Annotated in this window: 10 protein-coding genes; 6 read left to right on the forward strand and 4 right to left on the reverse strand. The window is 65.1% G+C overall.

The features are described from left to right. Position 1 precedes the first annotated feature (1 nt). Together AC1MFL_RS15510 and AC1MFL_RS15515 are read left to right on the forward strand one after the other, a co-directional pair. Complete coding sequence (locus tag AC1MFL_RS15510; protein WP_479810873.1) at positions 2–772, forward strand: ABC transporter ATP-binding protein; 771 nt, start codon at positions 2–4, stop codon at positions 770–772. Continuing rightward, complete coding sequence (locus tag AC1MFL_RS15515) at positions 769–3,000, forward strand: glycosyltransferase family protein (protein ID WP_479810875.1); 2,232 nt, start codon at positions 769–771, stop codon at positions 2,998–3,000. The genes AC1MFL_RS15510 and AC1MFL_RS15515 overlap by 4 nt, the downstream gene beginning before the upstream one ends. A 157-nt stretch (positions 3,001–3,157) precedes the next feature. On the opposite strand, the gene AC1MFL_RS15520 is transcribed toward AC1MFL_RS15515, so the two are convergent. The 4 genes from AC1MFL_RS15520 to AC1MFL_RS15535 all read right to left on the reverse strand — a co-directional run bounded on the left by AC1MFL_RS15520 (position 3,158) and on the right by AC1MFL_RS15535 (position 6,659). Beyond that, entirely contained in the window at positions 3,158–4,018 is an 861-nt protein-coding gene (locus AC1MFL_RS15520) for a glycosyltransferase family 2 protein (protein WP_479810876.1), read from the reverse strand. Then, positions 4,015–4,527 carry a GtrA family protein gene (locus tag AC1MFL_RS15525; protein WP_479810878.1) on the reverse strand — a complete coding sequence of 171 codons (513 nt, stop codon included), beginning with the start codon at positions 4,525–4,527 and terminating at the stop codon, positions 4,015–4,017. The genes AC1MFL_RS15520 and AC1MFL_RS15525 overlap by 4 nt, the downstream gene beginning before the upstream one ends. Positions 4,528–4,657: 130 nt before the next feature. Further along, complete coding sequence (locus AC1MFL_RS15530; protein WP_479810880.1) at positions 4,658–5,614, reverse strand: NAD-dependent epimerase/dehydratase family protein; 957 nt, start codon at positions 5,612–5,614, stop codon at positions 4,658–4,660. Beyond that, entirely contained in the window at positions 5,604–6,659 is a 1,056-nt protein-coding gene (locus AC1MFL_RS15535; RefSeq protein ID WP_479810882.1) for a glycosyltransferase, read from the reverse strand. The genes AC1MFL_RS15530 and AC1MFL_RS15535 overlap by 11 nt, the downstream gene beginning before the upstream one ends. Before the next feature lie 224 nt (positions 6,660–6,883). Between AC1MFL_RS15535 and AC1MFL_RS15540 the strand changes: the two genes are divergently transcribed. From AC1MFL_RS15540 to AC1MFL_RS15555, 4 genes are all read left to right on the forward strand, one after another. Beyond that, positions 6,884–9,115, forward strand: coding sequence for a hypothetical protein (locus tag AC1MFL_RS15540; protein WP_479810884.1), 2,232 nt, complete (start codon positions 6,884–6,886; stop codon positions 9,113–9,115). Between the two features lie 61 nt (positions 9,116–9,176). Next, positions 9,177–9,878, forward strand: a complete 702-nt coding sequence (locus AC1MFL_RS15545; protein WP_479815509.1) for a glycosyltransferase family 2 protein — start codon at positions 9,177–9,179, stop codon at positions 9,876–9,878. Positions 9,879–9,880: 2 nt separating this feature from the next. Further along, complete coding sequence (locus AC1MFL_RS15550; protein WP_479810886.1) at positions 9,881–10,315, forward strand: DUF2304 domain-containing protein; 435 nt, start codon at positions 9,881–9,883, stop codon at positions 10,313–10,315. Positions 10,316–10,409: 94 nt separating this feature from the next. Further along, positions 10,410–12,359, forward strand: a complete 1,950-nt coding sequence (locus tag AC1MFL_RS15555; protein WP_479810888.1) for a DUF7657 domain-containing protein — start codon at positions 10,410–10,412, stop codon at positions 12,357–12,359. The last annotated feature ends 26 nt before the right edge of the window (positions 12,360–12,385 follow it).

Below are 12,385 nucleotides of genomic sequence, written 5' to 3' on the forward strand. Positions count from 1 at the left end.
CATGACCTCGCACGGCCATGTAGCGATCAGCTGCATCGACCTCCGGAAGCAGTTCGTCCTGCGCCACACCCGTTCCCTCAAGGAAGCCCTGGTCTGGCTGGTCAAGGGCCGCAAAGGGGACCTCTCGAAGAAGTTCCTGGCCCTCAAGGATGTCTCCCTGGAGGTCAAGCAGGGTGAGACAGTGGCGCTCATGGGGCTCAACGGTTCCGGGAAATCGACCCTCCTGAAGCTCATCTCCGGGGTCCTGCAGCCCGACGGCGGCACGGTGCGCACGCGCGGCCGCGTCGCCGGGCTCATTGAAGTCGGCGCAGGCTTCCACCACGACCTCAGCGGCCGGGACAACGTCTACCTCAACGGCGCCATCCTTGGCATGACCGAGAAACAGATCGACGAGAAGTTCGACTCGATCGTGGAATTCTCCGAAATCGGCGAGTTCATCGACACCGAGGTCAAGTTCTATTCCTCCGGCATGTACCTGCGGCTGGCGTTTTCCATCGCCGTGCACACGGACCCGGAGGTCTTCCTGATCGACGAAATCCTCGCGGTGGGGGACGAGCCCTTCCAGCGCAAGTGCATCGCGAAGATCAAAGAACTCTCGGAAATGGGGAAGACCTTGTTTGTCGTGAGCCATGACCTGGACCTGGTCGCCACCGTCTGTGAGCGGGGAGTCTTGCTCGAACACGGGGAAGTCGTCATGGACGGGGAGGTGCACGCTGTCGTGGCGGAGCTGCGGCGGCGGTCGGCGCACGCGGAATCCGAGGACAGTTTGTGAATCTCTTGCGTAAGCGCAGCGATCTCGCGTGGCTGAGTGCAACGGTGGTCGCCGCTTTCCTCGGCTCGTTGATTCCGCTGGTCACCAACAACAGGTTCTACTACTACGACGATACCCAGGCCGGGGCGTTCGGCATCTGGTTCGAAATTGGCACCAAACTCAGCGCAGGGGAGTGGCCGCTCTTCAGCGACAGTGCCTGGGGGGCCGGCAACTACGCCGCCGAAGGGCAATGGGGGATTTGGAATCCGCTCATTCTCCTGATCGGCTGGGTGGCGAGCCGCTCGGCCAACATTGTCGTCTTTTCGACGGTCCTGAAGATCACCTTCCTCTGCGTCCTGGCGGCTGGCACGTTTCTGCTGGCCCGGAGCTACAAGGCCAGGCCGGAATGGGCGTCCATCGCCGGAGTCGCGGTAACCCTGACCGGATTCACCGTGTATATCGACGCAGCATCCTGGGTCACCGGACTCATGGTGTTCAGCCTCCTGCCCCTCACCTGGTACGGACTGCGACGGATGGCGTTTGCGGAAGGCAACCCGTTTATCGCGCTGGCCCCGGCCTATGTGCTGATAACCATCGGGTACGTCCACGGGACACTCATGCTGGTCATCGTCTTTGCCGGCCTGCTGCTGGAGGCATGGCTGCACGCCGGCCGCAGGGCTGTCCTGCGCTTGCTCCTCGCCGGCCTGGTGTGCGGGCTCATCGCGACGGCGGTGTACCTCCCCGGCGTCCTCACCGCCCCCGTGACGGCACGCTCCGGCGGAATCGCCAACAGCGGCTTTCTGACGCCGGACCTGACCGGACTGTTTACCGCCTGGGTGCCGGGCAGCCTGCCGCAGGTCACCGGGTGGTGGGGCGGGTTCGCGACCGTGCCCCTGCTCTACGTGGCGTGGTTTCTCCCGGTCCTTGCGGTCGTGGACTACGCCAAGGTGAAGGCAGCCAGCAGGGAGCTGACAGCGCTCTGGGTGGTGGGGCTGCTGTCCCTGGCCCTGACGTTGGCGCCGAGTGATCTGGGGCCGCTGCGCTTCCCCATCAGGATCATGCCGTACGTCTCCCTGGCTGTCCTGCTGGTGCTGGCGGTGATGGTCTCCCGTTTCAGGGTCCCCGTCCTGAGCCGCGGCCGCGTGATCATGACGGCGGCGATTGTGCTGTCCGGACTGTACCTCGCCTGGAGCCAGTTCCCGTCCTTCCGAATGGCGGCGCTCTTCGGGGTGCTGGCGGTCGGGGGAATCGCGGGCCTGCTCTTCTTTCTGTATTCCCCCCGCCTGCGGCCCGGGTTCAAGGGGCCGGTGGTTTTGGCCTGCGGTGTGGTGCTCGTCAGCATGGTCATTGCCGCGGGGCAGCACGTGGCCTTCAAGTCCTCGCCGCTGCCCGACTACCGGATGCCGGATACCCCGGGCAGTTACTCCCGCCAGCTCCCCGAAGCAAAGGGCGGCACGTTCATTGTGGGCGATCCCACCAGGCTGGGACCGGAGATCTGGAACGAGACGCTGGCATCGAACGCCTGGTATTTGAATTCCGCCGAAGTCCAGAACCTGTATTCGCCCATCATGTTCGCCAAGTATGCCGAGGATCTGTGTATCTCAAGCCACGGCTGGACCTGTCCGGCGGCTGCCGGGAAGCTCTTCGAGACGGACGCTACGACCGGCAAGGTCCTGGCCGACCTGCTGTCCATCGACACGGTCCAGATCCTTCGCGATCCGGACCCCGGGGCCGGCGCGGCCTTTAACGGCGCCGCTCCGAACGGCTGGCACGAGGCAGGCAGGTCCGCGGACTCGGTCGTGTGGGTCCGGGACCAACCCCTGCTGAATACCGGCCAGCTTGTCTGGGCGTCAGAGGGAACAGCCCTTTCACTGGTCTCGGAAAGCAGCCAGGAGGTTGTGATCCGCGTGGACCGGATGGGCGACGCGCCGGGAAAGGCAGTGCTCAGCCGGCTGGCGTGGCCGGGATACAGCACCAAGGGGGCGGTTCTCGCGGCGCCGCTCCGCGGCTACCTACTCGAACTGGACATCCCCGCCGGCTCGGCGGGAAGAACCGTCACGGTGCACTTTGAGCCGCCCGGATGGCCCGTGGTCGTCGGCTCCATCATCCTGGCGGTAGGGGTCACGGCGGTGTGGAGTATCGCGGAACTGGTCCTGCACCGCAGGCGGAGGCGCCGCACGCGGACGGGGTCCGCAGAAGTGGCTGTTCCCGCAGCAGAGCCAGTTCCCGCAAAAGGAGCACCCAGCTAGCCAGCGGCCTCCGCACGGCGGCAGGGCTGCTGCGCCCAGGGCACGTCGGGTAACGGCTTTCGGCTAAAAGCACTTCGGGGACGTATCACAAGGTGATACGTCCCCGAAGTGCTTTTACCTGACGCCCTGGCCGCCCGGTGCGGCCCGGACGGACTCCTTAGACCGTGCTCTGCACGGCGTGCTGATGACCCATCCGCCGGTTCAGCCGGACGTAGGCGAGGCGCCGGGCATACGACATGGCGATGGCCTTGGCATTTCCGACCACCACATCGAGCCGGCTCAGCAGCGACGGATCGTCTTTTCGGAGCTGGTTGTGGAAGGCAATGGCCTGGTCGGACTGCTGGCGGGCCAGCCGCACGCTCCACTGGCTTGCACTGATCCGGAAGGACGCCAGCGTCTCCCGCAGCGCCACGAAGTCGCCGTGGCGGCAGATGCGCACCAGGGTCGCTTCGTCGATGAGATAGGGGTGCGAGTTGTCCCACCAGCCTTCCTTGGCCAGCAGCTCGCGTTTGAACAGCGAGCAGGCAGGCTCGCCAAAGATGTTGGATCCGGCGAGGACGGTGGCACGAATCGCCTGACGTCCGCTGACCCGGCCGTCCACGCCCTGCAGCCCGCGGCCTTTCAGGAACAGCCCGCCATTGGCGTCGACGAGATCGCGGCGGGACGAAACCATCACGGCCCCCGGGTTGTCTTCGAGCGCTTTGACCTGGAGCTCGAGCGCGTTGGGGGTGATCAGGTCGTCGCCGCAGACCAGCTTGAGGTATTCCCCGGTAGCCGCCTGGCTGACGCGGTTCCAGTTGGCCTGCGCACCGCCGCCGGTCGGCGTGGGCGTCAGGACCCGGACCTTGGGATTGTCCGCGAAACGGGCAATCACTTCATCCGTGCCGTCGATCGACGAATGGTCGGCAATGACCACCTCGTAATCATCGAAGGTCTGATTCAGCACAGACTGGAGGGTCTCTTCGATGTACTGGACATTGTTGTACGCCGGAATGACGATCGAGACTTTGGGGCTCATGTTGTGCTTTCCTCGGTGGCTTTTTTGGGGGACACGGATTCAGGGCTCCGGCGGAATGAGAAATGCTTGTGGCCGAAGTAGTTGATGATGACCGTCACGCAGGTGATGGCGATTTGGGACGGAATCTGGGGATACCCGAGGACCTCGTGGGCCACCAGCAGCAGCGCCATGTTCGTGAAGAACATCGTCAGGTTGACCAGGGTGAACCGGCCCAGGTCCAGCCAGAAGTGGCCTTTGACCCGGAAGACAAGCTTCCGGTAGACGAAGAACACCGCGACAAGGGACACGACGAAGGCGATACTCAGCACCACGGGCGAGGGCAGCCCGGGGTTCAGCCACGCAATCGCTATGAAGAGGCCCGTGCTGAATGCTGTGTTGGCGCCGCCGACCAGCACAAAGGCCACACGTTGGTCCTTGACGATCCGCAGCAGGGGACCGGGAGGACCATTGTGGATACCCTTGACAGCATCCTCGGGAACAGCCTCCTTGGGCGATTCGGGCTGCTTCATGGGACGCACCTATTCCTTGGACTCTTGGGGCCGAAAAACCGGCAAAGACACACCCTAGACTACCGAAGAGCGGCAACGCCGTCACAACGGGCAGCTCCGGCAGGGCGTCGGGGAGCAGTTTCGGGCAGGGTCAGAGTTGACCCGAGAGGGCCAGGCGCTGGACCTCCTGGACCGTGTTGTTGATCCCGACCGCCAGCGGCGTCACTGGATGCGCGTCAAGCTCCGGCCAGACGACGGATTTCAGCCGAAGGTCATGCGCCTGGGCCTTCGCGAACGGGGAGGCGCCCAGAATGATCAGCGGGCGGCGCTTGAAGATCGCACGGCAGGCCCCGATGAGGTTGCCGATGGTGTCGGCCCGCTGCGAGGCCAGGATCTTGACGACTGTCTCGCCCGGGTGGACGTCGGGGAGCACCAGGCGGTCCACCCCGTCCGCGACCAGCCGGCTCGCGTCGTCGACGAAAAGATAGTCCCGCAGTGTGTCAAGTGACACATAGACCGATACCGGCGCGCCCGTCAGGTGCGCCTTGGCGAACACCGAGATAAGTCCCTGCGGCTTCCGCAGATTCTGGCCCGGGCCGTACAGGTTGCTGACCCTGCCAACAAGGGTCCGGACCCCGGTGCGCCGCGCGAAGTCGGCGACCGTTGCTTCGGCCCGGAGTTTAGCGAAGCCGTAGGGTGCCAGGGGCTGCACCGGGCTGTGCTCGGTGAAGGGAGGCGTGCTGGACCCGGCATACACCCCGCCGGCGGAGGACGCCAGGAACATCGCCCCGTTCTGCCCGCCGGCGTCGCAGAGTATTTCCTCGAACACTTCAAGGGCCTGGGCGAACAGGGAGAGCTCCGCTTCGAGGGCCTCGGGCGAGGTTCCGGTCACACCGGCTCCTGCGCACCAGGAAATCGTCCACGGCCCTGAAGCAGCAGCTTCACGGAGACGTTCGGCACCCGCCCGGAAAGCTTCGAGCGCAGACTCCGGATCGGACCAGGGGATTGTGCTGGTCAGCACAGGGACACCGCGGGATTGGAGTTCTCTGACGACGGCCTTGCCGAGGAGTCCACCGGCGCCGACCACCCAAGTGGGCCTAGCCTGCATCAGCCACCGGGCCGGAGGGCAACGTGGCCGGCGCCTTGTGCACGGTCTTGCCGAGCGGGCCCAAAGCCGGATCGCTCACAATGAGATATGCGGGCTTGCCCATGGCCATGTTGACGTTCACGCCCACGTATTCCGCGATGACCCCCAGGGCAAAAAGGATGGCCCCGGTGCTGACAAGCAGCACCACCATGGTCGACGTCCAGCCCTGCTGTCCGGCTCCGTGGCCGGTCAGGTACGCGATTACGAAGTAGATGGCGAGTCCGATGCCCGCGAGCGCGAAGACCGCTCCGACCAGGCTGACCATGCGAAGCCCCCGTGTGCCGCTGGAGATCACCATGCGCCAGAAATGGGAGAGCAACGAGCGCAGGCGGTAACCCGAGCGGCGGTCGCCCTCCTCGCGCAGCATCACCGGGCAGGTCGCCGTCTTGTCGGCAATCCAGCCCATGGCGACGTCGAGGTAGACGCCGTGGCCGGCATAGGCGGCCACGGAGCGTGCAACTTCGCCGGTCACCAGGCGGAAGCTCTGGTAGCTCGTGGCATCGTCGCTGGAGAGCAGGAAGCGAACCGTGCGCTTGGCGCTCTTGGACGCCATGTTCCGGAGGAAGCCATGCGGGGCAGGGTTGCTGGGCATCGCGTACGTGACGGAAGCGTTCTCGGCCATGGCGGTGTCGAGCAGATCCGCGATGGCCGCGGGATCATGCTGGCCGTCCTCATCCATGGTGACGACCCAGTCGCCGCCGGCGGAGGCCATTCCGGCCAGGGTGGCAGCGTGCTGCCCGAAGTTCCGGCTCAGCCAGACGCCACGGACGATGTCAATGGAGCTTGTGAGGGACCGGATAACGGCGGCGGAATTGTCGGGCCCGTGATCGAAGACCAGCAGGACTTCCGAGATCACGTAATCGTGGCCGCCCTTGGTGGTTGACACTTCCCGATACGGGAGAAGTTCATTGACCACTCCGACCAGAGTCTTCTCGCCCTGGTATACGGGGATGACCACGGATATGCGGTGGGGCGTCGAGTTGGTCTCTGGTTGAGCGAGTGTCATATCAGGAGATTCTACCGGCTCCTGCCATCACCGTTGTCGCAGGGGCTCTCCGGTGGGGCCGGTCCGCGCCGTGCCGGGGCCGTTGTTTGGGCCGCGGGAAAGTCCACTCGGGTAATATGAATCTGTCCCTCGCGCGCCGTCCTGCGGTGGACGCATGCCCAAACTGAACGGATCGTGAATTGCAGCCTTCCCTATCGTCATCGCCGCGCAACAGGAAATGGCTTTTGCTGACCGCCGGATCAGTGTTGGTGCTGAGCCTCATTCCGCTTATATTCTACGGCCGCTTCTATTTCCAGGACGACACCGAAAACGGCGCCTACGGGGTCTGGTACCACCTTGGTGAAAGCCTTTTCCAGGGGAAGGTTCCGGTCCTCAACCCGGCAGTCTGGTCGAGCGGGAATTACATTGCTGAGGGACAGTGGGGCACCTGGAACCCTTTGGTCATGCTTTTCGGCGTCCTGGCGTACCTCAGCCCGAACACCGTGGTCCTGACCACTGTCCTGAAGGTCATCATGCTGGTTGTGGCCGGGATGGGGACCTTCGTCCTGGCCCGGAGCTATTCGCTGTCCCCGGAATGGGCCTTCATCGCCGGCATTGCCGTGCCGCTGAACGGTTTCACGATGTACTTCGATGCACCCTCGTGGGTGACAGGGGCACTCGTGTGGGCCATCTTCCCCTTTCTCTGGGCCGAACTGCGGCAACTGATGGCCGGGAAGAGGAACCCGTTCTGGGCTTTCATCACCGGGTACCTCATCGTCACCGTCGGCTATGTGGCCGGCACTGTGGCGATCGGATTCGTTTTGCTGGCCGTTGGGATTGAGGCGCTGATCCGCAAGGCGTGGCGCCCGGCCATCCGCATCGCGGTGACCGGCGTTTCGATGGGCCTCGTGGCGGTCGTTGTGTTCCTGCCCGGCGTGCTGACCGCGGCGGTGACGACGCGTGGAACCACCGGCATTTCAAACGACGATTACATGAGCATCGATTTCAACAGCCTGCTGATGGCACCGATCGCCACCGCGTATCCCCAGCTTCTCTCCTGGTGGTGGCCCGGGACGGGCGCCACCAGCCCCGCAGCGTACATCGCGTGGTTCCTGCCGGCGATCGCTTTCGTGAGCTGGAGCCGTTTCAAGAAGCTGACCCCCGAACTGCGCGACCTCTTCTTCTTCCTGGCCGCCGCCGTCGCCTTCGTCCTGCTGCCGACGACGATCGGGCCCCTTCGGTATCCCGCGCGGTTCATGCCGTATGTGGCAACCGGGGCGGTGCTCCTGGTGATCGTGGCCCTCGCACGCGCACGGCGGCCGCACATCGGGCGCCCTTCGCTGTTTTTCGCACTCGGCCTCGTCGTGCTCGGATCGTACCTTGGCTGGGCACAGGTGCCTTCGCGATATTTCACGATTTTTGTTGCAGCCGTCCTCGTCGCGGCAGCGCTCACGGCCCTGTGGTGGCTCCTGAACCATCCCGAAGCGCAATCGCACCGCTGGAACAAATTCGGCCTGAGCGCCCTGTCACTGATCGCCATCGGGGTGATGCTGGCCACAACCGCCACCACCCTGCTGCAGCACCGGACGTCCGCCAAGAGCGGCCTCTCCATCGCCAACCAGCCGGCAGATGTCTCCACCTACAAGGGAGTGCTCAAGGGGGTCCAGAACGACGTCCTGGTTGTCGGCGACGCCCTGGACTACCCGCAGGAGAAGGTCACGTGGGAGCAGACCCTCATGGCCAACGCCTGGTACCTGAGCGACGCCAGCGTGATGAACCGCTACCAGCTGGTGGGTTTCTCGAAGTTCAACGAACTCCTGTGCCTGCGCTATTTGGGCGGCACCTGCCCGGAGTTGGCGGAGCGGCTCTTCCACCGCCGTGCCGAAACGGGGCTGATGCTCGTTGACGAGATGCACATCGACAATGTGCAGATCCTTAAGGAATCGTTCAACCGGCCGCAGGTCGCCATGGCGTCCAACAACTACGTCTCGCGGAAAGAAGGACTGGAGATCCCCCCGGTTCCTGCCGGCTGGCACGTTGCCGCAGAGACCGATGGAACCGTGCTGTGGAGCCGGGACGTACCTCTTGGCCCGGCCGGCGGCGTGAGCTGGAGCCAGCCCGGCACCCGCCTGACCGAGGTCTCCAGGGACGACACGAAAATCGTGCTGAGGGTCGATGAAGTGCCTGCAGGTGGCGGCCGTGCTGCCCTCAGCCGGCTGCCCTGGCCGGGCTACTCCGTGGATGGGGCAGAATTGATGAAGCGTCCCGTGGGCGGGTACCTCCTCGGCCTGGAGATCCCGTCAGATGCCCAGGGCAAGCTCATCACCGTCAGCTTCGAGCCGCCCGGCTGGCGGATCGGCATTCCCGTCTGGGCCGTCGCCGTTGCAGGAATGCTGGGCTGGAGCCTGGTGGCCATGCGGCGTTCACGCCGGGATCCGTCAGGGAAGCCGGAAACAGTACATGAGGGGACGAAGTAGCAACATGACAGATGTCGGGAGCAAAGTGCGTTTTCCAGCCGCGACCAGGGTCTTGGTGATCATGCCGGCGTGGAACGAACGGGACTGCATTGCCAACACCGTCCGGGAGGTCATCGACCTCGGACGGAACTACGACGTTCTCGTCGTCGACGACGGTTCCGAAGACGGCACCCCGGAACTTGCCGAGGCCGCGGGTGCGCATGTCCTGCGGCTGCCTTTCAACCTCGGTGTGGGCGGCGCGATGCGGGCGGGGTTCAAGTACGCGCACCGGATGGGCTACGACGCCGTCGTGCAGGTGGACGCGGACGGGCAGCACGACCCCAAGGACATCCCGTCGGTGATTGCCGGCCTGGAGCATTCAGACATTTCGATCGGGGCCCGGTTCGCGGACAAGGGGCAGTACACGGTCAGCGGCCCCAGGAAATGGGCAATGCGCTTGCTCGCTGCCGTGATTTCCCGGATCGCCGGCACAGAGTTGACGGATGTGACCTCAGGGTTCCGCGCCGGCAACGTCCGCGCGATTTCCCAGTACCTCAAGCACTACCCCGCCGAGTACCTGGGCGACACAATAGACTCGCTCGTTGTGGCGATCCGCTCAGGGTGCGTCGTTTCCCAGACCGGAGTCGAAATGCGGCCCCGTCAGGGCGGCCAGCCCAGCCACAACCCGGCGAAGTCGGCGATCTACCTGGTCAGGTCACTGCTGGCACTGCTGTTCGCCATGACCCGGGGCAAAGCCCACACACCTCACGAGAGCGACATCTGACCGTGGAAAGCATTGCAGCCCTCATCTTCTCCTTGCTTGTCCTGGGCAGCGTCGTGTTCCTGCTGCGCGGCAAGGGCCTGCGGGAAAAGTACGCCTTTTTGTGGCTGCTGGTCGGCATCGCATGCCTTGTGCTTACGGCGATCCCCGGCATGCTGCGGGGGGTCACGGCCCTGCTCGGCGTGCAGGTGCCGTCCAACCTGCTCTTTGCCATGGGCATCATCTTCCTGACCGGCGTCGCCCTGCACCTCTCGTGGGAGGTGTCCGTGCTTGAAGAGGAAGCGCGCACCCTGTCCGAGGAAGCCGCCATTGGGCGCGTCCGGCTTGAAGAGCTCGAACGTAAGGTGGAGGCCCTGTCGTTGGCCGCCGGCGATGCGGGCCGGAATGCGCCGGCCGCTCCGTCGGCGACAGAATGGCAGCCGCAGCGGCCCACTGATTGATCGCCAGGATTAATCTGACTATCAGCCTCCCAGCGGCACGTCCGGATGGACGTGCGCGCGATGGTGCGGAGCGCATGGAGGAACTTAGTTGAAAATGCGATTTCCCACGCCTGTTGCCGATGCGGGCCGCAGCTTCCACCGCTGGGTTTGTGTCAATGACCGTCTGGCGCGCCTGATCACGGTGCTGGTCTTCCTGGCCCTCGTGCTGTTCGGCATCACGACTTCCAATGTTGGCATTTCAGAACTTCGGCAGGATCCCGCCAACCCGCTGGGCTGGCAGTTCGGCAAGTCCCGGCCGATCCGCTCCGATGAGATCCACGCCTTCTCGGCCATTGTCATCTCCATCCTGGCAACCCACGGCGCGCCGAGCCTCAGCCCGCTCGCCGCGCGGGCCGACCTGGTGCACCGGTTCCCGACCGACGGTTTCTTCGAGCAATTCGTCTTTTTCGACTCGACCATGCTCCGTGCCGCGGCGGTCATTCCCGAGCAGATGCTCTTCGCCGCGCACTGGTGGCTCCCGTCGCTGATCCTGCTGCTGGCCATGCCGACCTGGTTCCACCAGCTCGGCCGCACCCGCCGGTTCGGTTGGTTCGCCGCGATCCTGATCGTGCTGTCGCCGTCGAGCGCGTGGTGGTCCCTGATGCCCGTCGCGCTGATCGCCTACACCCTCGGCGGCTGCGTGCTCATGATCGCCGCCTTCCGGCGCTTCGGGAAGGGGCAGCGGCTGGCCCCGGCCGGCATGGCGGTCCTCGGGGGCATCCTGATCGCGGGCCTGCCCAGTTTCTATGCGCCGTGGTCCCTGCTGCTCGGCCTTCCGGTCCTGATCGGCTCGACGTTGTGGATCCTGCTCCGCGGCGGCGGCTGGGCACCCCGGCTGAAATCGGTCCTCATCACCGGCGGCACTGCCGTGGTCTTTGGGGCTGGAACGTTGTTTGAGAACCGGGAAGGACTCCAGGCCCTGTTCAGCACGGTCTATCCGGGTTCGCGGCGGGTGGAGTCGGATGCCCAGCCCCTGGGCCGTATTCTCGGGGCTCCGGCCCTGGGGCCGCTGCAGTACAGCGAACCGGTCGGCATCAATGCGAGCGAATTGTCATCCTCGTTCACCGTGTTCTTTGTGTGGATCCTCATCATCCTGCTGGCCGCACAATGGCGGCTTACCTTCCGGGACAACATCGTCGAATGGACGTTCGGAACGTGGTCCGCGATGTGGATCGTCTGGATCAGCCTGGACCTTGGCCCCATGAGCCAGAAATTCCCGCTGCTGAACCTTGTCACGCCGCCGCGGGCAGCCCAGGTGGTGGGCGTGCTCGCGGTGATCCTCGTTGGCCTCCTGCTCAGCCGGTGGTCCCCGCCGGTGACGTGGCGCGTGCCGCTCCTGGCCGGCGCGGCCTGCGGCCTTGCCTCAGGGTACGCGGGGTCCTTGCTGAAGGCATCGGATCTGCCGGCGCTGTCGACCATGCTCATTCTTCTGGTGTCGGCTGCGGTGGGCGTGGCGGTCGCTGCCGTGACGAAATACCCCCAGCGGCTGTGGCCCCTGGTGCTCTGCGTCGTCCTGGCAGCCCTGCCCGTGGCACGGGCCAACCCGGTGCTGGCCGGCCTGGGCGATCTGCGGGCCTCGGACACCGCCAAGGCCGTGGCGGCCCAGGCGCCTGCGGCAAGGGCCGAGGGGAAGCTCTGGGCAGCTGACAGCCCGTCGCTGAACACCCTGCTGCTGGCCAACGGGATGCCGTCGCTCTCAGGACTCCAGCGGTCCGGCCCGGACGTGGCGGCGTGGCAGAAGCTGGATCCCACCTCGGAATTTGCCAGCAAGTGGAACCGCGGGGGCGGCTACATCTTCTTCGCCTGGGCTCCCGGCCAGCCGACGACCTACGAGACGAACGACTTCGACGCCGTCGGGGTCGGCATCGATCCCTGCACGCTCAAAGGCGCCTGGCAGAACCTCGACAAGATCATCTCCTCGAGGCCGCTCGAAGCAGCGTGCCTGACCCTGGATTCGGAACTCCAGTGGCAGGGAAAGCCTGCCTACGTCTACGCCGTCCGCTGAGGTAGGGCGGATCCACCGTCCGAAGT

The sequence above is a fragment of the Arthrobacter sp. BG3 genome (assembly GCF_056680185.1).